The following is a 20,800-nucleotide window of genomic DNA, read 5'->3' on the forward strand; positions in this document are numbered from 1 at the left end:
TGGTGGGTGGGACGCACAAGGTGGAGGCGGCGCGTGCGTTGGGCGCGGACGTGGTCATCGACAAGAGCAGCGAGGACTTGTGGAAGGCGGCGGAGGCGGCGTCACCGAAGGGGTACGAGGTGGTGCTGGATGCGAACGGGCCGTCCACGCTGCGCGACAGCTACCGGCATCTGGCGTCACCGGGGAAGCTGGTCATCTACGGGTTTCATTCGATGTTGCCGCGCACGGGTGGGCGACCGAACTACGCGAAGCTTGCGTGGGATTGGATGCGGACGCCGCGCTTCGACCCGCTGACCTTGACGAATGACAACACGAGCGTGCTGGCGTTCAACCTGTCGTATCTGTTCGAGCAGCGCTTCGTGTTGGAGGACAGCATGGCGAAGCTGCTGGCGTGGGTGGAGGAGGGGAAGTTGGTGTCGCCGCAGGTGACGAAGTTCCCGTTGGACTCCGTCGCGGAGGCGCACAAGGCGCTGGAGTCCGGGACGACGGTGGGCAAGCTGGTGCTGGTGCCCTGAGCGCGGTGGGGCTCACGGTGTCGTGCGCGAACCGTGAGCCTTCCGTGAGGATTGTTGGAGCGTTGCTCCTCAGAGTGCCGCCATGTCTTCGCCCTCGGTTCGCAGTGGCACCTCCACGAGTGGGATGTGGCGGGGCGTCATTTTCTGTCTGGCCATGATGCCCGTGGGATGTGCTCCGCGAGGAAAGGTGGATCAGGCTCGGCGGGGAGAAACATCTGCCTCCACAGAGGTCCCGGTGGAACCTGAAGCTCATTGTGTGCGGGGGCCGGAAGAGCAATCTCAGTGGCCTGTCCTCTTGCCTGCGGGCGCACTGGCCGTCACCTTCAACTCTGAATTCGAGCCAGACGCCAATAGGGGCGCGCATGACAAGTCGTCGCGCTGTATGTGCTCTGAGTTCCTGCATCAGCTGGGCGAGAGACCTCTTTGGCCCGCGGCACCAGGGACGGAGGTCTACCGGTTCACCTGGGTACACTCCCTTCCCAAGCCCGTGAGCGTCCGGGTCGAGCGCTTCGGAGACATCCATCGACTTCAGGTGAGCTGGGAGCGCAGAGAGGCTGATATCCATGCCTCTGGGCCCACGCTCCATCGCACCCGCTTTCTACTGCCCAGCGAGTGGTCCGAGGTTCTGCGCAGGTTGGACGACTTTGGTTTCTGGAAGTACAGGACGCGAAAGACGCGTGGGGAGGTGATTGATCTGGATGCCTCCATCTGGTTGCTCGAAGGTGTCCGGCAAGGGCGCTATCGGGCATATCAGGTGTGGTCACCCAATGACGAAGGAGAGGGCAGGGCTTTTCGCGACGTGTGTCTCTATCTGTTGGACCTCTCAGGCCTGTCTGTTCCTCCCGACGAAATCGGCCGGCCACGTGGTCCGACTGACAGCCCAGATGCGGGTGCCGTGAATTGGACAGGCCCACGGGCCAGTGAAAGGCTTTCATCACGATGAAGAAATCGTTGCCTGTGGTGACGGGAGTCCTGGGGCTTGTCCTGGGTGCTTGGGGAAGCGCTGTGGTGATGTCCAGCCGTCACAACCAGGCGCCACCTCCGCCCGAGCCCGCTGCGGTCGCCCAGGTGGTTGTGGACGACCGTTGCCCGCGAGAGCAGGCACTCGACGGGCGTGTCGCCACGCTCGAACGTCAATTGAAGGAGGCCCAGGACGCACGGCGCTCGGCCGAGACGCGCCTTCAGGCTGTCGCGCCTTCGCCCTCACCCGCGCCACCGGCTCCCGCACCCGTGCCGCCCTCCGAGGACAGTCTCCCATTGCCCTTCCCCGCCAACGCGCCCCCTGCCTTCACGCCCAAGGGCTTCCAGGCCCTCGTGGAGCGCTCCATCCAGGAGTGCGGCCTGAAGATGAAGCTGGAGGCCATGGACTGCTCCGAATACCCCTGCATCGCCTGGACGGACTCCCAACAGGAGCGCATCAACATGGCCGAATGCGCCCCCTGGGCCGAGGCGTTCGGCCACAAGACGTCCGTGGTGGTGCAGAACGTGATCGGCGCGGACGGAGGCACCCGCGCCCTCGTCGGACTGATGGCCGTGCCCGAGGACCCCACGGAGCGACGCGTGGCCTTCCGACGCTCCAGAGAGCGGACGAGCTCCCTGCTGCAGACCTACGTCCAGCCCTGAGCCGCGCCGTCCAGGGCCTCGGTGCGCCTCACCCCTGAAGGCGTGTGGGTGTCTGGAATTGAATGGCACCCCATTTCGTCACGATATGGGAAAGGCCCGCGGTCGTTTGGTGAAAGCTATCCGGGCCGGTCTCTCTTTGATTGCGCTTCCAGATTTCGCCGGCCCCTTCCCCGGGGGCTGCCATGGTGAAGTGGATGTGCCGTGCTGTCGTGACGCTGTTCTGCATGGGGGCGCTGGGGGCTTGCAGCAGCAGGGATGCTGAGGTCGTGGAGGTGCCGGTGGACATGTCGCCCGGCGCGCCCATCGAGGACCAGGGGGACTGGGTCCCAGAGCCCCTGGCCGCGTGCAAGCTGCGGCCCGAGGCGAGCACCACCGCGGCGTGTGGCTCCCTGGAGTCTTTCGACCTGTCCGGCTGCGACGTGGAGAGCTTGCGGGGACTCACCGCCGGCGGTCCTTTCAACATGCGCTACTACGGACAAAATGTAGCGACCGACGACCAGGACCAGTTCTTCGGCGTCAATTCCTTCACGCCCAGTCCGAACCGTGATGAGCACCCGCTGTACTGGCGCACGACCCGGACGAACCGGACTGGCAAGGTCTTCATCGACGTCGAAGTGGGTTGTTCGGCCCGGGGCGCGGACCAGGTGACAGGCTGCTACGTGTCCTGTTCCCTGGGGGAGCCGGCCCAGCAATACACCTTCGAGGGCGAGCGCATCCGCTGGCTGTCCGGAGACCAGGAGTCTTCGGGAGGCTTGCGACTGGTGGGCGAGGGCGGTCTGCAATCCGGGCGGGGCGTGGATGTCTTTGTCGCCAAGGGACATGCCTACGTCGTGTCCATCGACGACTACTTCATGGGGCCAGGCGGTCTTCACGTCTATGACCTCCAGGACCGGAAGGCTCCCCGGCTGGTGAAGTTCATCCAGTTCCCCGAGGAGAGCTACTGGAACGGCGTGTGGGCCAAGGACGACGCCCTCTATGTCGCGAGCGCCGACCGGGGTGTCCTCGTGTTCGACATCACCCAGCCCGCGGACCCTCGCTTCCTGCGCGACTTGTCCGGAGGGAGCCGCAGCAATGTCCATACGCTCTTCGTGGATGGCTCCCGGCTGTACGCCATGGCCGTGGGGCCCGCTGGCGAGGTGCATGCCTATGACGTGAACAACGCACGGGAGCCGGTGCTGCTCGGTCGCTACCTCGACCCCAGCATCGGCACCGAACCGGGCTCCTACCCGCACGACGCCACGACCCTGAACTCCACGCTCTTCATCAGTCACTGGCGCGCGGGACTCGTCATCGTCGACATGAGTGACCCGGCGAGCCCGAAGCGATTGGGCGCATACAAGTACCCGCGAGCCAGCAGCCACACCTCTCGCGTGGCGTACTTCCACAACAACCGCATCGCCTTCGAGGCAGGAGAGGACTGGGGCGCCCACCTGCGCGTGCTCAACCTCAATGACCCCGCGAATCCCACGCTCATCGGCGAGTACCGTCTGCCGGGCTGGGCCTCCATCCACAACCTGGAGCTCAAGGGCAACCGTCTCTACATCGCCCACTACCAGCACGGCGTGCGCGTCCTCGACGTGTCCATCCCCAAGAGTCCCCGGGAGCTCGCCTACTTCAACACCTGGCGCGCGACGGACCCCCTCCGAGGCACGTCCTCGTGGGACGGAGCCATCGGCATCCGCGTGCCGGGCGACGGCTACGTCTATACCGTCGACTCGGTGCGCGGCCTGCTCATCCTCCCGGAGCTCTGAGGCGTGTCGGGAGCCGGGCACATCTCCCGGCGCTCGGCTAGCGTGCGGGACCATGCCCATCGTCCATGACTGGCTGGCCCGCCGCGCCGCACTGGACCCCGACCACGCCGCCCTCGTCGACTCCACCCGGGGCAGCCGCCGCATCACCTATCGCGAGTGGGACGGCGCCGCCTCGCGCACCGCCGCGTACCTGCACCACGTGCTCGGCGTCCAGCGCGGAGACCGCGTCGCCGTGCTCGCGCACAACTGTGTGGAGACGCTGGACCTCCTCTTCGCCTGCGCGAAGCTGGGCGCCATCCTCCAGCCGCTCAACTGGCGCCTCAGCACCACGGAGCTCGTCGGCATCCTCGCGGACGCGGAGCCCGCTGTCCTCGTGTATGGCCCGGAGTTGCGCGCCCAGGTGGACACCGTGCGCGCCCGCGCGCCCTTCGTGCGCCACTGGCTGGGCCTCGCCGAGCCCGACCCGGCTGAGCGCTCCTTCATCACGGAGCGGGACGCGGCACCTGCCTCCTCGCTCCCCGTGCTGGAGCTGGAGGCCGAGTCGCCGTGGGTGCTCTGCTACACGGGCGGCAGCACCGGCGTGCCCAAGGCCGCGGTGCTCACCCATGGCTCCGTGACGGCGAATGCCGTCAACACCGTGGTGAGCTGGGGCCTGACGTCGGACGACGTGGCCGTGCTCAACGCGCCGCTGTTCCACACCGGGGGCCTCAACGTCTTCACGTTGCCGCTGGTGTACGTGGGCGGCGCCTCCGTGGTGTGCAAGGGCTTCGACGTGGAGCAGGTGTTCGAGCTCATCCATCAGCGAGAGGTGAGCCTCGTCTTCGGCGTGCCCACCATGTTCATCGAGATGCAGCGCCACGCGCGCTTCGAGTCGGCGGACTTCTCCCACCTCAAGCTGCTCGTCAGCGGGGGCGCGCCGTGTCCGCTGTCCGTGTTCGAGCGCTTCTTCACCAAGGGCGTGGCCTTCAAGACGGGCTATGGCCTCACGGAGGCGGGCCCCAACAACTTCTGGCTCCCTCCGTCGGACGTGCGCCGCAAGCCGGGCTTCGTCGGGGTGCCGCTCTTCCACGTGGAGGCGCGCATCGAGGACGAGCGACAGCCGGGGGACGTGGGGGAGCTGCTGCTGCGCGGCCCCCACGTGTGCGCCGGCTACTGGCGCCGTCCCGAGGAGACGGCGCGCACCTTCGTCGGAGGCTGGCTGCGCACCGGAGACCTGGCCCTGCGTGACGGGGACGGCTGCTTCCGCATCGTGGGCCGCAGCAAGGACCTCATCATCTCCGGCGGGGAGAACATCTATCCCTCCGAGGTCGAGAGCGTCCTGTCCGGTCATCCCGACGTCGCCGAGGTCGCCGTCATCGGCGTGCCCGACGCGAAGTGGGGCGAGACGCCGCGCGCGCTCGTGGTGCTCCGTGGGGGCGCGTCGCTCACCGCCGAGTCCCTGCTGGCCTTCTGCGATGGCCGGCTGGCCCGCTACAAGATGCCGCGCTCCGTGCGCTTCGTGGAGGCCCTGCCTCGGACCTCCGCCGGCAAGGTGGACCGCCGCGCGCTGGCCTCCGCACACAGCCTGGCCTGAGAGGGATTCATCTTTGTCCATGTATTGGAGAAATGTCCGCGCAGCGGAAATGACTCCGCGCGTCCAATGTGTCGACGACTTTATTCTTCGTCCGACAAAAGTGACGTGATTTTCTAGGAATGCTTGAATTGTTTGACTTGGCTCCTGAATCCCGCTTCCGTGGATGCGCGGACCGGCCCGTTCGCCGGTGCGCTTTCCCCGTGTCGAGTCGAAAGGAAGCCCCCATGAACCGAAGACTCCAGGCGCTCTCCACCGCGACGGCGCTGTTCGCTGGTGCCGCCGTCCTCCCCATGTCCGCGCTGGCGGCCCCCACCGAGGAGGCTTCGCTCGCGCAGGAGGTGTCTCCCGAGGTGCTCCAGGCGATGCAGCGGGACCTGGGGCTGACGGCCGTGCAGGCGCGTCAGCGGCTGGCCACGGAGGCGCTCGCGGTGCGCACGGAAGCGTCGCTGCGCGGGGAACTGGGCGCGTCTTTCGGTGGCGCGTGGCTGAGCGAGGAGGGGGACCGGCTCATCGTCGGTGTCACCACCGCCGAGGGTGCCGAGGCCGCGCGCAGGGCGGGCGCGGAGCCGCGCTGGGTGACGCGCACGGAGCGCGAGCTGGACGCGCTGAAGGCCGCGTTGGACAGGGGCGCGGACGTGGCCAGCAAGGACATCCATGGCTGGTACGTGGACGTCATCACCAACAGCGTGGTGGTGCTCGCCAAGGACGCGGCGGTGGTGAACGCCGAGCGCTTCATCGCGGAGAGTGGCGCGGCGGACCGCGCGGTGCGCGTGGAGGTCTCCTCCGAGCAGCCCAGGCCCATGTATGACCTGCGCGGGGGTGACGCTTATTACATCAACGGAAACGTGCGCTGCTCCGTCGGCTTCTCCGTCGCGGGAGGCTTCGTCACCGCGGGCCACTGCGGTGGGGTGAACTCCAGCACGGCCGGCTTCAACGGCGTGGCGCAGGGCACCGTGCGCGGCTCGTCCTTCCCGAACAACGACTATGGCTGGGTCCAGGTCAACGGCTCGTGGGCCTCGCAGCCGTGGGTCTACAACTACGCGGGGGGCAACGTCATCGTCTCGGGCTCCGCCGAGGCGGGCATCAACGCGTCCGTGTGTCGCTCCGGCTCCACCACCGGCTGGCGCTGTGGCGTCATCGAGGCGAAGAACGTCACCGTCAACTACAGCGTCGGCCCCGTGTATGGCCTCACGCGGAGCAACGCGTGCGCGGAGGGGGGCGACTCGGGCGGCTCGTGGATGTCGGGCAACCAGGCGCAGGGCGTGACGTCTGGCGGCGTGGGCAACTGCTCCACCGGCGGCACCATGTACTACCAGCCGGTGAACGAGATTCTCTCCGTCTACGGCCTGTCGCTCACGACCAACGGCGGTGGCGGCGGGGGGCGCGCCATCGTCGGGCTCAACGGCCGGTGCATCGACGTGGACCACTCCAACACCGCCAACGGCACGCCCATCCAGCTCTGGGATTGCAACGGCAGCGCCGCGCAGAGCTGGACGTTCCACGGCGACGGCACGCTGCGCGCCTTCGGCAAGTGCATGGATGTCACCTGGGGCTCCACGGCGAACGGCGCGCTCATCCAGCTCCACGACTGCAACGGCAACGCGGCCCAGCAGTTCGTGCTCAGCGGCGCGGGGGACCTGGTCAACCCGCAGGCCAACAAGTGCATCGACGTGAAGGACTGGAACCCCAACAACGGCGCGCGGCTGCAAATCTGGGAGTGCGCCGGCACCGCGAACCAGAAGTGGACCCTGCGCTGAGGTCAGGCGCCTGCCTCGCGGGGTGAGGGGACCCGACGGGGCTCCGCCCGGCTGTCCGGTGGCCGGACGGGCCCTGTTGCTCGCTGTAACAATCCGTCATGCGAGGGACGCATCCCGGACACATCCCGGTGCCACCTTCACGGTGTGGCCCGGGAGCATGATTGCCCTCGGTGGACCCGGCCGGAGTCCCATGGGGCGCCAGACTCCTCCCTGCTTGCTCCTGGGCCACGGCTCCGCTGTTACTTTCCGTCTGGAAGGTCCGCGGAAGGCAGGAGGAGCACGCGCATGGAGCAGCTCAATCGTCCCCACCTGGAGGAAGCCACCATCCAGGTCCTGCTCGTCGAAGATGACGAGCGACTGGCCCGGCTCACCGCCCGCTACCTCCAGGAGCATGGTGTCGTCGTCACCCTGGCCCACACGGGCAACGACGCGCTGGTGGAGTCCAGCCGCCATGTGTTCGACGTCGTCTTGTTGGACCTGATGCTGCCCGGACGGGACGGGCTGGAGGTCTGCCGGGATTTGAGGGGCCGCACCGACGTGCCCATCATCATGGTCACCGCGCGCGGAGAGGAGGCGGACCGCGTGCTCGGCCTGGAGACGGGCGCGGATGACTACCTGCCCAAGCCCTACTCGTCGCGCGAGCTGCTCGCCCGCATTCGCGCCCAGGTGCGTCGGGCCCGGGGCAAGGCGGGTCCCTCCACGCAGCCCGTGCAGGCGGGGCGACTGCTGCTGGACCCTCGCAGCCTCCGCGCGACGCTGGATGGGCGGCCGTTGCAGCTCACCACGTACGAGTTCAGCCTGCTGCGCGTGCTCGCCGAGCGCGCGGGCCGCGTCCTCAGTCGTGAGCAGCTGCTCGACCTGGTGAAGGGCAGCGCGGACGAGGTGTTCGACCGCTCCGTGGACGTGCACATCTTCCGGCTCCGTCAGAAGCTGGAGGTGGACCCGCGCAATCCCCTGTTGCTGAAGACGGTGCGCGGCGCCGGCTACATGCTCGCCACCGGAGAGGAAACGTGAGTCGTCTGCGGACGCCTGGCCGGCTGCTGCTGCGCATCTATCTGGTGGGAATCGCCCAGCTGGTGCTGGTCGTCGCCACCCTCTACATCGCCCGCTTCTTCATCCTGGACAAGCCACTGCGGCACGGCTTCGCGCGCAATGCCGCGTACAACATCCGGGAGTGGGAGGAGCTGCTGGGGGACCCGGTGGCCCTCCAGGCGTCGCTGGACCGCGCCGCGCGGCTGCTCGAGGCCCGGGTGACGCTGCGAGATGTGTCCGGGCGGCTCATCGCCACGAACTCCGCGGCACCGTCCCCCGCCCTGGGGCCCGTGGAGCTGGAGCAGCTGGCCGCGCGGGGTCAGCGGTTCTCGGGAGGGCCTCCTCCGCACTCGCTCACGTTGCCCATTCCCGAGGAAGGGCCGGTGGAGGCCTACGCCACCATCATCACCCGTCCCCCCGAGCCTCCTCCGGGAAACACCGCGCTCGTGCTCGGCGCGGTGCTGCTGTGTACGGCCATCACCTCGCTGGCCTTCGCTCGCACCCTGGCCGGTCCGCTCCAGCGACTGGCGGAGGTGGCGCGCGCGCTGGGCGAGGGGAAGCTGGACACGCGCACGGGCATCCGTCGGCGTGACGAATTGGGACAGGTGGCGGAGGCCTTCGACGAGATGGCGGGGCGAATCACGAATCTCTTGCGCTCGCAGAAGGAGCTGCTGGCCAACGTGTCGCACGAGCTGCGCACGCCGCTGGCGCGCATCCGCGTGGCGTTGGACCTGGCGGAAGAGGGTGACGCGGCCACCGCGCGGGAGATGCTGACCGACATCACCGGAGACCTGTCGGAGCTGGAGCGGTTGGTGGACGACGTGCTCACCACCGCGAAGCTGGACCTGGCCTCGGAGGGCGCGAGCACGGGGACTCCGCATCTGCGGCCCGAGCAGGTGGAGATTCAAGGACTGGTGGAGAAGGCGGCCTCTCGCTTCCGCTCCGCGCGTCCGGAGCGCGTGTTGGAGGTGAGCGTCGATGGCACGATGCCCACGCTGGAGGCGGACCCCGTGTTGCTGCGGCGCGCGCTGGACAACCTGCTCGACAACGCGGGCAAGTACTCCGAGTCTCCGACGCCGGTGCGCCTGCGCGCCCAGGCGGACACGTTGGGGGCGCTGTCGTTGGAGGTCTGCGACGAGGGCATCGGCATCGAGCCGGAGGACCTGTCCCGCGTCGGCACGCCGTTCTTCCGCACGGACCGCAGTCGAGCGCGCCGCACGGGCGGCGTGGGCATGGGCCTGGCGCTGGCCCGCCGCATCGTCGATGCGCATGGCGGGACGTTGACGCTGGAGAGCCAGCCGGGCGTGGGCACCACGGCCCGCATCCTGCTGCCCGTCCCGTACGCCGAGTCGCGCATCGAGGGGTAGCTCGCCTCCTCCCCGCCGCGGCCGTGATTAGAGGCCGACGTGAAACGTCGTCACTGCCTGGGCCTCGTCGTGTTTCAAGAGCGTCACCCGGGCCGTGGGCGCGCCGCTGTGCTGGAACGCGAAGGTGAGCAGGCCGCGCATGAAGTGCGGCGGGTCCGCCTGCCGGCGGGGATGATCCAGGAACTCCCGCACCGGATACAGGCTCAGCTCCCAGCCGCCGTCATCGCCCCGAGGCGTCACCGAGACGTCGAGGAAGTTGTTGATGGAGCGCAGGTTGCGCGCCATGCGCAGCAGCATCTTCTCCGGGCCCACCACCTGGGCGAAGTCCACGAGCGCCGTGCCCATGCGCGCCTGGATGAACCGCTCACCGAAGCGCAGGCCCAGCGCGTACTCCGCCGTCTCGCGGTCCGTGTGGGGCGGGCTGTTCGCCGCCGCCAGCAGTTGGATGGCCTTGGGCCACACCGCGCACGGGTAGGCGGTGTGCAGGGGGCGGTGCGCGAAGAGGCCCTGTCGCTCCAGCGCCTTCAGGGTGAGCGGTGTCAGGGGCGCCGCCGTCGACAGCAGCGTCTCCAGCGCGTATCCGAACACCACGGGCTCGCGCCCGGGGGCCCGCGTCAATGCCAGCGCCATGTGTCCTACCTCCGAATGAGGGGACGGCGAGAAGCCGCGTCCCCGTGAGGAGGTGGAGACTGCCCCCCGCCGCTGTCCTGGGCGTTGCGCGGGTGTGAAGAAAGGTTAACGAGGCCCGGGCGTGGTGAAACGCGCGGCGAGCTCCTGCAGCCGCGAGGCCCTGGCCCGCAGGTCCTCCACCGAGCGGGCGATCTGCTCCACGCCCGACACGGACTCCGCCGAGCGCACCGAGAGCGCCTGGATGCGCCCCGCGATGGACTCGCCCGACGCGGACTGGCGCGCGTTCTGCTCCGCCATCGTCTCCACGCGCTCGCCCAGCTCCTTCACCCCGGACAACAGCCGCGCCAGCGCCTCGCCCGCGGCCGAGGACAGGCCCATGCCCTCGTTCACCTTCGACGTGCCCTTGCGCATCAACTCCGCGGCCGCCGCCGTGTCCGCTTCGTTCTTCGTCAGCAGCACGCGCACCTGGCTGGCGGCCTCGTGGGTGCGCTCCGCCAGCTTGCGCACCTCGCCCGCCACCACGGAGAAGCCCTTGCCGTGCTGCCCCGCGCGCACGGCTTCTATCGCCGTGTTCACCGCCAGCATCCGCGTCTCGTCCGCCACCGCCTGGATGAGCTGGAGCATCCGCTCCGTGGCCCGGCCAGACGCCTGGAGCTGCTCCACCGTGCGCGACGAGCGCTCCACCACGTCGACGATTTCCACCATCTTCCGCGACGCCTGGTCCACCGCCATGCCGCCCGCGCGCGCCACCTGCCCGTGGCCCGCCGCCGCTTCCGCCGCGTCTCGCGCCGCCGCCGCGCCCCGCGAGACATGCAGGCTCATGTCCTGCACCGACTCGGCCGCGCGCTGGAGCGACTCCGACTGCTCGCGCGTCGTGCGCGACAGGCCGTCCGTGGAGACGCGGATGCGCTCGGCGTCCGCCGCCGTGGCGCCCGCCGCCTCCACCAGCGCGGCCACCACTTCGCGCAGGCCCGTCACCATGCCGTTGAAGGCCAGGGTGAGCTCGCCCACCTCGTCCGCGGTGCGCACCTCCACCCGCACGGACAAGTCACCCTTTGCCACCTGGCGTGCCGCCGCCGCGAGCGCGCGCACCGGCCGCACCACCCGCCGCGACACATAGGCGCCCGCCAGCACCGCCAGCACCAGCGCGCCGCCCACCGCGACGAGGATGCGCTGTCGCACCGCCGCGACCTCCCGGTCGATGTCCTCCACGTACACGCCCGTGCCGAGCACCCAGCCCCACGGCTCGAAGAGCTTCACGTAGCTCTCCTTGGGGATGGGCTCCGGCGAGCCCGGCCGCGTCGCCTCGTAGCCCAGCGAGCCTTCGCCGTGCGCGCGCACCAGGGTGACGATGTCGACGAACACCGGACGCCCGCGCACGTCGCGGTAGCCCTTCATGTCCTTGCCCACCATCGTCGGCAGGTGCGGATGCATGATCAGCCGCGTCTCCAGGTCGTTCACCCAGAAGTACTCGACGCTCGAGTAGCGCAGGGACTGGAGCAGGGCGGAGGCCTGCTGTTGCGCCGCTTCGCGCGTCAGCGCTCCGGAGCGCTCGCGCGCCTCGTACTCCCGCAGGACTCCGTAGGCCGTCTCCACCGCCTGCCGCAGCCCGCGAACCCGGTCCGCGTGGAGCTGCGCGCGAAGCTGCGGCAGCACATAGCCAAGGATGGCGACGAGCAGCGGCAGGGCCACCACGCCCATCGCCACGCAGAGCTTCACCAGCAGGTTGCGCCGTCCGAGCGCCATCGCCGCCGCAGCCTAGTCCCCCCGCCCCCGGCGCGCGCGACTCCCAAGGTCGTCCTCCGCTCGAATGCCACCGGTTGTCGCAGGTCCTGCCTCCCGCTGCGTACCCCGCGTGCGGCAGGGCGAGCTCAAGAGGCGCGCGGTCCGTCGTCCTCCTTGCCCGCTCGCGGACGGCCTCGGGCACTCATCGAACGGACCCGACATGCGCCCGCGAAGCCACTCCCACGTCGCCGACGCGCGAGCCCGACATGCCACGCTCGACGTGGCGGGCGCACCCTCGCGGACTCATGACGTGGCGATGCGCCGGACTGGGGATACAACCTTGGGGGGAGGCCCTCGCGGCAGGACTCTCCGGCACCGTAGGAAAATTGCCGCCCGACGTCACAGGTCGTCCGAAAAGGGGGCCTCTCCCTCTGTATTCAGGGGGCCGGGGTGCCCCTGGAAGACCGGTCTTCCGTCGAGGAAAAGGGGCGGGTATGGAGGCACTCCGAACCCCGAAAGTCTCCCTCTGGGACGGTAACCCGCTGGGTGAACAACCTGAGGCTGACCCGACAAGTTCTGTCTGTCTGCCTCTATACGTCCTATGCCAGCGGCCAAACGTTTCGGGTCGGTAAGGCATGGACAAGAAACTGGCAACCACCATCGGAGCGGCTGCGCGAGTCGCGCGGAACCGGCTGGAGCTCACACAAGCTGACGTGGCCGAACGCATCGACGTGGCCACCGAGGTTTATGGGCGTCTGGAGCGCGGCGGCATGCTTCCCAGCGTGCAGACGCTGCTGAAGCTGTGTCACGAGCTTCATGTCTCCGCGGACGAGCTGCTGGGGCTCGTCTCGCACGGCACCGCGTCCGCGCGCACCAGCGAGCCGTCGTCAGCACCTCCCGAGCGACCGGAAGTCCGTCGCTTGCTTCGCACCGTGCGTCAGCTCGAAGCCCCCCACGTGAAGCTGCTGGGGCTGGTGGCCAACGCCCTGGGCCGGCGCTAGCGCGCCGCCCATTTCAGGGCGCCGGCCCGCGCCCACCTCCCGCCTCACTCACAGACTCGACAACAGGCGATCCAACTCGTCCGGCTTCACGGGCTTGACGATGTGCAGGTCGAAGCCCGCCTTGAGCGCCCGGTCGTGTCCCTCTGGCCCGCCGTAGCCCGTAATCGCGACGAGGCGGATGTCGCGGCCCACGCGCGAGCGCAGCTCCTGAGCCACCCGGTAGCCGTCCAGCCCTGGCAGGCCAATGTCCACCAGCGCCAGCTCCGGCCGCCGTTGCACCGCCAGCTCCACGCCCCGCAAGCCGTCCGGTGCCTCTTCCACCTGGTGGCCCCACAGCTCCAACAGCTCCCGCATGGCCTGACGCGCGTCCGGGTTGTCCTCCACCAGCAGGATGTGCCGCCCCGCGCGCGTGCGCCGGGGGAGCGGCGCGGGCGCTGTCTCCTCCATGAAGTGCAGGAGCGGCAGCCTCACCTCGAACTCGGAGCCCTTGCCGGTGCCGTGGCTGCGCGCGGTGACCTGACCCCCGTGCAACTGCACCAACTGGCGCACCAGCGTCAGGCCAATGCCCAGGCCCCCGCGCGTGCGCTCCAGGGATGTGTCCGCCTGGGCGAACAGGTCGAAGATGCGGGGCAGCACGTCCTGGGGGATGCCGATGCCCGTGTCGCGCACGCGCACCACCGCCTGCGCGCTCCCATTCACGCCCTCTTGCTCCACGCGCAGGGTGATGTGGCCGGTGTCGGTGTACTTGGCGGCGTTGTCCAGGAGGTTGGTGAAGATCTGCTCCAGCCGCGTGGCGTCGCCCGTCAGCCACAGCGGGCTGTCCGGCAGCGACACCTCCAGCCCCAGGCCGCGTGCCTCGGTGCCGGGGCGGATGACCTGGATGACCTGGAGCAGCACCGCGCGCAAATCCAACCGGCCCGTGCGCAGCTCCACCTTGCCGCGCGTAATCCGGCTCACGTCCAGCAAGTCATCCACCAGGCGCGCCAGGTGGTGCGTCTGACGGTGGATGATGCCGCGCATCCGCGCTTCCTTGAGGTTGTCGGTCGGGTTGCGCTCCAGGATGCCGATGGACGTCATGATGGCGGCCAGGGGATTGCGCAGCTCGTGCGCCAGCATGGCGAGGAACTCGTCCTTGCGCCGGTCCATCTCCGCCAGCTCGTTGGCGCGCCTGCGGGCCGCCTGCTCCGCATGACGCAGCCGCTGGAGCGAGCGCACCGTGGCGACCAGCTCCGAGGCGTCGAAGGGCTGGGTGAGGTATGCGTCCGCGCCGGCGTCCAGGCCCCGCGCCTTCTTGTCGGAGGTGACGAAGGTGGCGGACGTGTGCATCACCGCGATGGACGCGGTGTCCGGGTTGGCGCGCAGCCTCGCGCAGACCTCGTAGCCACTGATGTCAGGCAGCTTCACGTCGAGGACGATGACGTCCGGCCGGTGCTGCTCGGCCATGAGCAGCGCGGCCATGCCGGTGGCGGCCTCCAGCACGGTGTAGCCCGCCATCTCCAGGATGCGGTTGACCAGGTAGCGGTTGGCGTCGTCGTCGTTGACGTTGAGGACGGTGGCCAGTCGAGGTTCAACCACGTCTTCCCTCCTGTGGCGTGTGGGAACCCAGACCCGCCTTGGCCAGGGCGTCGCGGATGCGGCTGATGGCCACCTCGCGACTGAGCGTGTGCTTGGAGAGGATGGCGGACGTCTCGTTCGCCAGTCGGGCGCGCTCGTCCTCGCGCAGCTCGTGCGAGGTGTGGAGGATGATGGGAATCTCGCGCGTGCGTGGATCCGCCTTCAGTGCGTCCAGCACGTCGAAGGCGGTGATGTCCGGCAGGATGAAGTCCAGGAAGATGAGCTGCGGCACCTGCTCGCGCGCCAGCCGGACACCGTCGACGCCGCCCGCGGCCTCCAGCAGCGCGTAGGGCATGTCCTTGAGCAACTGCTTGAGCAGGTAGCGGTGCACGTCGTCGTCATCGATGATGAGGATGCGCTCCACCGGCCCGCTGCGCGCCAGCTCCTGGAGCTTTCGCTGCAGGCGGCCCTCGTCCACCGGCTTGAGCCAGAACTCGTCGGCGCCCAGCGCGCGCGCCTTCTGCTCGCGGTCCGTCACCGTGACGACGAGGATGGGGATGTCCCGCGTGGCCTCGCCGTTCTTCATCTCCGCGAGGAAGTTCCAGCTCGTCTCGCCCTCCAGCATGACGTCCAGCACCATGGCGGCGGGACGCACGCGCTGGAGCACCCGGCGCGCCTCGTCCGTGCTGCGCACCGGCAGCACCTGGAAGCCCGAGCGCGCCAGGTACTTCTCGTAGAGGAACAGCGTCTGCCGGTCGTCCTCCAGCACCAGCACCGGCGCGCGGCCCGGCTCCAGGTGCTGGCTGCGCTCGGCCAGCCCCGCCATCTCCGAGACCTCCATGTGGACGCGGGGAATGGTGACGGTGAACGTGGAGCCCGCGCCCGGCTGGCTCTGGAGGGTGAGCGTTCCGCCCAACAGCTCCACCAGCCGGCGCGCCAGCGGCAGGCCCAGGCCCGTGCCCTTCACCTTGCGCTGGATGTGGCTGTCTATCTGCGTGAACTCCTCGAAGACGCGCTCGTGGTTCTCCGGAGCGATGCCGATGCCCGTGTCGCGCACGGTGAAGATGACCGTGTCGCGTGGACCCGGGGCCGCGGACACGGTGACGTGGCCGGACTCGGTGAACTTCACCGCGTTGGACACCAGGTTGCGCAGCACCTGGCTCAGCCGCGTCTCGTCCGTCTCCAGCTCCAGCGGCTCGGCCGGCTCCACCAGGCGCAGCTCCACGGGGGCGTCGGCGGGCACCAGCGGACGCATCATTCCGCGCAGCGCGCCGAGCAGGTCGCGCACCACGAAGTGGCTGTGGCGCAGCGTGGCCTTGCCCGCCTCCACCTTGGACAAATCCAACAGGTCGTTGACCAGCTCGAAGAGCGACTCGGCGGAGTTGCGGATGAAGGTGACCTGCTTCTCCTGCTCGGAGGACAGCGGGCCGTTGATGGGATTGAGCAGCACCTTGGACAGGCCGAGGATGGAGTGCAGCGGCGTGCGGAACTCGTGGCTGACGTTGGCGACGACGCGGTTCTTGATTTCGGCCGCGCGGTGCAGCCCCTCCGCCTTCTCGTCCAGCGCGGCGTGCAGGCTGCGCATGCCCCGGTTGGATTCGCTCAGCTCCTGGTTGAGCCGCGCCAGTTCGTCCGCGCGGCGCTTGAGCTCGCGGCGCTGCCCCTCCGTCTCGCGGTGCAGCGCGGACAGCTCGCTCATCGAGGAGCTGACCTGCTCCAGCGCGTGGCCGTAGTCCTCCGGCACCAGGCTGCCCACCAGCAGCACCCCGCCGTCGTGTGGGCGCGCGCGGAAGGCGAACGTGCCAGGCACGTCGTCGCGACAGAGGATGAGCTCCCAGCCGTCCACGCGCTCGTCGCGGGCCTGCACCAGCAGCTTGTCGACCTTGTCCTCGGTGCCCTGGGCGGCGAGCGCCCGCAGCGTCTTGCCGGGCTTCGCGTCGAGCACGTCCCGCGCGCGGGCATCCACCCAGGTGAGCGTCCCTTGCGCGTCACACACCAGGGCGACCTCGCGGCTCAGGTCGTCGAAGGCGGGGCGGTCCTCGGGCGTGGCGCCGCTCATGAGCGCGTCTCGTCCCAGGAGACACCGGCGGTGGCGAGCAGCACCCGGGCCTGGGGATGCCGGCCCCCGAGGACCAGCTTCAGCATCCCGAGCACGGAGGGAAACGCCAGCAGGCCGAAGCCACGCCGAGGCCAGAAGCCCAGGTACCAGCGCACGTGGTCCGCCATCAGCGCGGGCTTGCCGGCGTCGAGTGCGTCCGCGAGGTATGACAGCTGGAGTCGCAGTTCATCCTCCAAACGAGGCCGGTCCTCCGGCGTGAGGTAGAGGGCCAGGCGTGCAGTGGCGGCTCGGGACAGCTCCGAGGCGTCATCTTGCAGCGCACGCGAGGGCCCTTCCGGATAGCGCAGGGCTTCCCGGGCGGCGCGTACATGCTCGTACGGCTCGGTGCCGGGGCCCCAACCCTCGGCCTCCAACGCGGTGGCCAGCCCGGCGAAATTCAGGTCGAGGTGGAGGGTGGCCATTCCTCTCGACACCAGCAAGGTGCGAAGCCACCGTGCATAGCCCTCCATGACGGAGGGTCGGTGCTCGTCGAGGGATTGCACAAGGTAGCGCACATGGAAGCGGGCATCCTCGTCGCCGAAGCGGCGGGCCCGCTCGGCGCCGTAGCGCGCCTCCCAGAAGGGGTCCTGATACATCGCCTCGACGGAGGCGTGTGCGAGGGCATCGGCGCGCGCTTCGACCAGGCGGCTCGGTGTCTCCATGTGGGTTCCTCAAACTCCCAGGGTGCGGCAGGCGGCGGAGACCAGCTCACGCGCGTCCTTGCCGTGAAAGCTCACGTCCAGTTCCTTCTCCAGCCCTGGCGCCCAGCGGAACGCGTGCCCGCCCACGGCGATGGGCACGTCGGGCAGGGCTTCGCGCGCGTGCTCCACCGCTCGGCGCAGGGCTGGCAGGTGGTAGGACATCGTCACGGAGAGCGCGAGCAGGTCGGGCCTCACCTCGCGCAGCAGGCGCGCCAGGTGCTCGGGCGGCACGCTGGCTCCCAGGAAGCGCACCTCGAAGCCCGCCATCTCCAGGAAGTCGCTGGCCATGCGCGCGCCCATCTCGTGCAGCTCGCCCTCCACGCAGGACATCATGACGAGCTTGCCGTTGGGCGGGTCCCTGGGGAGGTGGCGGTAGAGGTGCGCGAGCGCGAGCTGGGAGATGGCGGTGGCCAGGTGCTCCTGCGCGACGGAGATGACGTTCTCCTGCCACAGCCGGCCAATCTCGTACTGGGCCTGCTGGATGACGTCCAGGTGCAGCACCTGGAGCGGGACGCCCACGAGCAGCCCCTCATCCACGAGCAGGCGCAGGGCTTCCCTCCGGTTGCCAGCGAGCTGGGCGGTCAGATACCGCGCCCGAAGGTGGGAAAGGGTGTCTTCGGTCTCAATCACGGATGTCACGAGCTCGGCAGGGAGGTCGAGTACCGGAAAGTAGTGACGGGGTCGCGTTTCGTTACAGTCGAGTACAGCGGAGCCCGGGTGTTTTCATCGACAACCCGACACTCGAAGGGGGCGCGGCCGTGCGGTTGCCGCCCCGGCGGCCCTGTAGATTTTGCAGACGGCGCCGGCGGATGGGTTTTGCCTCCTGGGTGAATCGGGGTAGGGACGAATTCGGGAGGAGGCCGGTGACAGTTTCGTGAGGCACCGGTGTTCCCTTCACCGAAACGAGGGAGGCGCGACTCCGGTGTCAATCGATGTGGAGGCCTATTACCGCCGCTACGGCCCCCAGGTGCTCCGGCGCTGCCGCTTCCTCCTGCGTGACGAGGAGAAGGCCGTGGACGCCATGCACGATGTGTTCGTGCAGCTGCTGCGCTACCAGGGGGCGTTGAAGGACGCCGCTCCGTCCAGCCTGCTGCACCGCATCTCCACCACCGTGTGCCTCAACCGGCTGCGAGGGGCGAAGCGCAGGCCCGAGGACCGGGAGGATGAGCTGGTGTTGCAGATCGCCTCGGCGGACGACACCGAGTCGCGCGCCAGTGCCCGAGGGATGTTGGACAAACTCTTCGGCCGCGTGCCGGCGTCCAGCCGGGACATCGCCGTGCTGCACCTGGTGGATGGGATGACGCTGGAGGAGACGGCCGCCGAGGTGGGCCTGTCCGTGTCGGGCGTGCGCAAGCGCCTGCGCGCGCTGACGTCGGCGCTGCACGAGCTGGAGCTGGAGGCCGCATGAATTCCCCCTCACGCATTCCGGACTGGCTGTTGGAGCGAATCGCGCTGGGCGAGCTGCCGCCCGAGGAGCTCGCCGCCGCGCGCGCCCGGCTCGCGCAGGAGCCCGGGGGCCCGGAGCGGCTCGCCGCGCTGGAGGCCGACTCGCGCGTCACCCTGGAGCGGCTGTCGCCCGAGCGCGTGGCCCGCGAGGTGGACACCCGCTTTCGCCGCGGCGCTCCCGCGCGCGAAGCTCCGGCTCGTTCCCCGTGGCTGACGTCGGCCATGGGCCTGGTGCCGGTGCTCGCGGCGCTCGCGCTCTTCGTCGTCGTGCAACCCGAGTCCGGCTCACCGACGCGGGAGCCGACGACGGGGGCGCTCGCGGGCCTGGAGCCGGAGCCCACGCGCTCCAAGGGACTGACGCCCCGGCTGGAGGTCCACCGCCAGCGTGCCCAGGCGGACGAGCTGCTCGCCGAGGGCGCCGTGGCCGTCGCGGGTGACGTGGTGCAGCTGGCGTACGTGGCGGCGGGGCAGACCCACGGCGTCATCCTCTCCGTGGACGGACGCGGCTCGGTGACGCTGCACGCGCCGGAGCACGGGGCCCAGGCCGCGACGCTCGCGCCCTCCGGCACCCAGCGGCTCGCCGGGGCCTACGAGCTGGATGACGCACCGCGCTTCGAACGCTTCTTCCTGGTGACGTCGGGCCAGCCCTTCGACGTGGCGCCGGTGCTGGAGGCGGCCCGGACGCTGGCGGCGTCTGCCGACGCGCACACCGCGTCCCTCTTATTGCCCGAGGGCTTGACGCAGGTGTCCTTCACGCTTCAAAAGTAAGGGGTGATGAAACCCTGCGCCCTTCTCGCACTGTGGCTGTGGGCGGGGGCGGCGGCCGCGGAAGTCGGCGCGGCACGCCCCCTCGCGCTGGTGGAGGGTGAAGGTGTGTTCGCGCAGAGCGCGCCGGAGCCGGGGCTGACGCCGGGCCGCCGGGGGCTGCGCAAGGGCAACGTCCACATGGAGCTGTGGGCCAGCGACATCCAGCTCGCCAACCTCGCGGTGAAGGTGGGCGGAGGGCCCGTCTACCTGACGCTGCTCGCCGGCATCGAGCCGGGCAGCCGCAACGAGGCCCGCTTCAGCTTCGGCCTGGGTGTGGGCGGCCACGTGGTGATGTCGCACCGCTTCTGGCTGGACCTGGACGTGACGGGCGGCGCGGTGCAGCCGGTTCAGAAGCCGCTGGAGGGCGACGGCGGCAACGTGCTGGGCCAGGCCCGGGTGATGCTGGGGGTCCAGGTGCTGCCTCGCCTGGCCGTGTTCGTCGGCCCCACCTACAACCTGTGGTTCGTGTGGGGACAGCCGGACTTCGCGTCGGTGACGCGCATGTCCGTGAGCCAGAGCCAGCCGAAGGCGGACCAGCGCCTCCAGCACTGGCCCGGACTCCAGCTCGGCCTGCACTTCTAAGCGGCGCCTACTCCAGCTTGCTGGCGCGCAGCACGGTGGCGTCGCCCGCGGGGCCCGCCTTGGGCCGCGTCTCCAGCGAGCCGCGGAGCTTGAGGCCGCCCGCCGTCGTGCGCTGCATCAGCGACTCCATCTGCTGCTCGTTGCCCCCCGTCACCGCCGACAGGTCCAGCTCGTGGATGGGAATCGCGTCCATGTCCGGCTTGTCCGCCAGCACGGCGTTGTAGGTGGGGCAGGGCGGGGCGAAGCAGCGCACGCCGCTGTCCTTGACGATGTAGACGGCGCTCTCACCCGCCTTGGCCTCGCCGCCGTTGCCCGGGGTGGGCGGAGGCGCGACGGGGGTGCCGCTCTGGTCTCCACTGGGGGCGGCGGCCGTCTCCGCGGAGGGCTGCCGGGAGTCGCCGCTGGGCGTGCCGGGCTCGTTCGAGGGCGTCGAAGAGGAGGCGGACGGCTTGCTACAGCCGGCGGCGAAGCCCAGCGCGAGGGCGGCGAGCAACAGCGGGCGGACGTTCATGGGAAGCTCCGGAAGGCGAGTAGACAGGGAGTGTCCATCGCCCACGCGGCAAGGGCCAGTCCCCTGTCTGGCCAGCTGACCACCAGTCAGTTGAACTGGGGGTGACTGAATGCCCGTGCAGCGCGAC

At 69.6% G+C, this 20,800-nt stretch carries 18 protein-coding genes; 11 read left to right on the top strand and 7 right to left on the bottom strand.

The window, feature by feature from the left end; translation table 11 throughout:
- The 7 genes from FJV41_RS08995 to FJV41_RS09025 form a co-directional block, all read left to right on the top strand.
- Positions 1–515 (top strand): zinc-binding dehydrogenase (locus tag FJV41_RS08995; protein WP_141642020.1); only part of this gene is annotated, 515 nt, incomplete at its 5' end.
- 1,011 nt (positions 516–1,526) lie between these two features.
- Entirely contained in the window at positions 1,527–2,138 is a 612-nt protein-coding gene (locus FJV41_RS09000) for a hypothetical protein (RefSeq protein ID WP_141642021.1), read from the top strand.
- 194 nt (positions 2,139–2,332) lie between these two features.
- Positions 2,333–3,889 carry an LVIVD repeat-containing protein gene (locus FJV41_RS09005; RefSeq protein WP_181790503.1) on the top strand — a complete coding sequence of 519 codons (1,557 nt, stop codon included), beginning with the start codon at positions 2,333–2,335 and terminating at the stop codon, positions 3,887–3,889.
- A 52-nt stretch (positions 3,890–3,941) separates the two neighbouring features.
- On the top strand, positions 3,942–5,462 hold the full coding sequence (locus FJV41_RS09010; protein ID WP_141642023.1) for an acyl-CoA synthetase: 1,521 nt from the start codon (positions 3,942–3,944) through the stop codon (positions 5,460–5,462).
- A 224-nt stretch (positions 5,463–5,686) separates the two neighbouring features.
- Positions 5,687–7,219 (top strand): S1 family peptidase, encoded by a 1,533-nt coding sequence (locus tag FJV41_RS09015; protein ID WP_141642024.1) that lies wholly within the window; start codon positions 5,687–5,689, stop codon positions 7,217–7,219.
- A 285-nt stretch (positions 7,220–7,504) separates the two neighbouring features.
- Complete coding sequence (locus tag FJV41_RS09020; RefSeq protein ID WP_174459413.1) at positions 7,505–8,233, top strand: response regulator transcription factor; 729 nt, start codon at positions 7,505–7,507, stop codon at positions 8,231–8,233.
- A complete protein-coding gene (locus FJV41_RS09025; RefSeq protein ID WP_141642025.1) occupies positions 8,230–9,618 on the top strand; it encodes a sensor histidine kinase in 1,389 nt (462 codons plus the stop codon). Before FJV41_RS09020 ends, FJV41_RS09025 begins: the two co-directional genes overlap by 4 nt.
- 27 nt (positions 9,619–9,645) lie before the next feature.
- Here the strand turns inward: FJV41_RS09025 and FJV41_RS09030 are convergent, their stop codons facing one another.
- Positions 9,646–10,248, bottom strand: coding sequence for a DUF2378 family protein (locus FJV41_RS09030; protein WP_141642026.1), 603 nt, complete (start codon positions 10,246–10,248; stop codon positions 9,646–9,648).
- A 105-nt stretch (positions 10,249–10,353) separates the two neighbouring features.
- Positions 10,354–11,994, bottom strand: coding sequence for a methyl-accepting chemotaxis protein (locus FJV41_RS09035; RefSeq protein WP_141642027.1), 1,641 nt, complete (start codon positions 11,992–11,994; stop codon positions 10,354–10,356).
- 614 nt (positions 11,995–12,608) lie between these two features.
- Between FJV41_RS09035 and FJV41_RS09040 the strand changes: the two genes are divergently transcribed.
- The gene (locus tag FJV41_RS09040) at positions 12,609–12,974 is read left to right on the top strand and encodes a helix-turn-helix transcriptional regulator (RefSeq protein ID WP_141642028.1); all 366 of its coding nucleotides are present in this window, start codon (positions 12,609–12,611) and stop codon (positions 12,972–12,974) included.
- Between the two features lie 48 nt (positions 12,975–13,022).
- Here FJV41_RS09040 and FJV41_RS09045 read toward each other — a convergent pair whose 3' ends face one another.
- From FJV41_RS09045 to FJV41_RS09060, 4 genes are read right to left on the bottom strand one after another with little or no spacing between them, the layout of a single operon-like run.
- On the bottom strand, positions 13,023–14,549 hold the full coding sequence (locus tag FJV41_RS09045; protein ID WP_141642029.1) for a response regulator: 1,527 nt from the start codon (positions 14,547–14,549) through the stop codon (positions 13,023–13,025).
- Positions 14,542–16,587, bottom strand: coding sequence for a hybrid sensor histidine kinase/response regulator (locus FJV41_RS09050; protein ID WP_141642030.1), 2,046 nt, complete (start codon positions 16,585–16,587; stop codon positions 14,542–14,544). The genes FJV41_RS09045 and FJV41_RS09050 overlap by 8 nt, the downstream gene beginning before the upstream one ends.
- Positions 16,584–17,288 carry a hypothetical protein gene (locus FJV41_RS09055; RefSeq protein ID WP_141642031.1) on the bottom strand — a complete coding sequence of 235 codons (705 nt, stop codon included), beginning with the start codon at positions 17,286–17,288 and terminating at the stop codon, positions 16,584–16,586. Before FJV41_RS09055 ends, FJV41_RS09050 begins: the two co-directional genes overlap by 4 nt.
- A 9-nt stretch (positions 17,289–17,297) precedes the next feature.
- Positions 17,298–17,957, bottom strand: a complete 660-nt coding sequence (locus tag FJV41_RS09060; protein ID WP_141642032.1) for a cobalamin B12-binding domain-containing protein — start codon at positions 17,955–17,957, stop codon at positions 17,298–17,300.
- A gap of 292 nt (positions 17,958–18,249) precedes the next feature.
- On the opposite strand from FJV41_RS09060, the gene FJV41_RS09065 reads away from it, so the two are divergent.
- The 3 genes from FJV41_RS09065 to FJV41_RS09075 are packed head-to-tail and all read left to right on the top strand — an operon-like array spanning position 18,250 to position 20,162.
- A complete protein-coding gene (locus FJV41_RS09065) occupies positions 18,250–18,735 on the top strand; it encodes an RNA polymerase sigma factor (RefSeq protein ID WP_141642033.1) in 486 nt (161 codons plus the stop codon).
- The gene (locus tag FJV41_RS09070; RefSeq protein WP_141642034.1) at positions 18,732–19,541 is read left to right on the top strand and encodes an ActD-like protein; all 810 of its coding nucleotides are present in this window, start codon (positions 18,732–18,734) and stop codon (positions 19,539–19,541) included. Before FJV41_RS09065 ends, FJV41_RS09070 begins: the two co-directional genes overlap by 4 nt.
- 6 nt (positions 19,542–19,547) lie before the next feature.
- Complete coding sequence (locus FJV41_RS09075) at positions 19,548–20,162, top strand: peptidase (RefSeq protein WP_141642035.1); 615 nt, start codon at positions 19,548–19,550, stop codon at positions 20,160–20,162.
- A 7-nt stretch (positions 20,163–20,169) separates the two neighbouring features.
- Here FJV41_RS09075 and FJV41_RS09080 read toward each other — a convergent pair whose 3' ends face one another.
- Complete coding sequence (locus FJV41_RS09080; protein ID WP_141642036.1) at positions 20,170–20,673, bottom strand: DUF6748 domain-containing protein; 504 nt, start codon at positions 20,671–20,673, stop codon at positions 20,170–20,172.
- Between the last annotated feature and the right edge of the window lie 127 nt (positions 20,674–20,800).

It is taken from the genome of Myxococcus llanfairpwllgwyngyllgogerychwyrndrobwllllantysiliogogogochensis, assembly GCF_006636215.1.
GTDB lineage: Bacteria > Myxococcota > Myxococcia > Myxococcales > Myxococcaceae > Myxococcus > Myxococcus llanfairpwllgwyngyllgogerychwyrndrobwllllantysiliogogogochensis.

Coding starts and splice junctions, on each gene's coding strand:
- FJV41_RS09005 (WP_181790503.1), top strand. CDS start 2,333: ATGTGCCGTGCTGTCGTGACGCTGTTCTGCATGGGGGCGCTGGGGGCT.
- FJV41_RS09000 (WP_141642021.1), top strand. CDS start 1,527: ATGTCCAGCCGTCACAACCAGGCGCCACCTCCGCCCGAGCCCGCTGCG.
- FJV41_RS09030 (WP_141642026.1), bottom strand. CDS start 10,248: ATGGCGCTGGCATTGACGCGGGCCCCCGGGCGCGAGCCCGTGGTGTTC.
- FJV41_RS09075 (WP_141642035.1), top strand. CDS start 19,548: ATGAAACCCTGCGCCCTTCTCGCACTGTGGCTGTGGGCGGGGGCGGCG.
- FJV41_RS09070 (WP_141642034.1), top strand. CDS start 18,732: ATGAATTCCCCCTCACGCATTCCGGACTGGCTGTTGGAGCGAATCGCG.
- FJV41_RS09055 (WP_141642031.1), bottom strand. CDS start 17,288: ATGGAGACACCGAGCCGCCTGGTCGAAGCGCGCGCCGATGCCCTCGCA.
- FJV41_RS09040 (WP_141642028.1), top strand. CDS start 12,609: ATGGACAAGAAACTGGCAACCACCATCGGAGCGGCTGCGCGAGTCGCG.
- FJV41_RS09050 (WP_141642030.1), bottom strand. CDS start 16,587: ATGAGCGGCGCCACGCCCGAGGACCGCCCCGCCTTCGACGACCTGAGC.
- FJV41_RS09010 (WP_141642023.1), top strand. CDS start 3,942: ATGCCCATCGTCCATGACTGGCTGGCCCGCCGCGCCGCACTGGACCCC.
- FJV41_RS09020 (WP_174459413.1), top strand. CDS start 7,505: ATGGAGCAGCTCAATCGTCCCCACCTGGAGGAAGCCACCATCCAGGTC.
- FJV41_RS09035 (WP_141642027.1), bottom strand. CDS start 11,994: ATGGCGCTCGGACGGCGCAACCTGCTGGTGAAGCTCTGCGTGGCGATG.
- FJV41_RS09015 (WP_141642024.1), top strand. CDS start 5,687: ATGAACCGAAGACTCCAGGCGCTCTCCACCGCGACGGCGCTGTTCGCT.
- FJV41_RS09080 (WP_141642036.1), bottom strand. CDS start 20,673: ATGAACGTCCGCCCGCTGTTGCTCGCCGCCCTCGCGCTGGGCTTCGCC.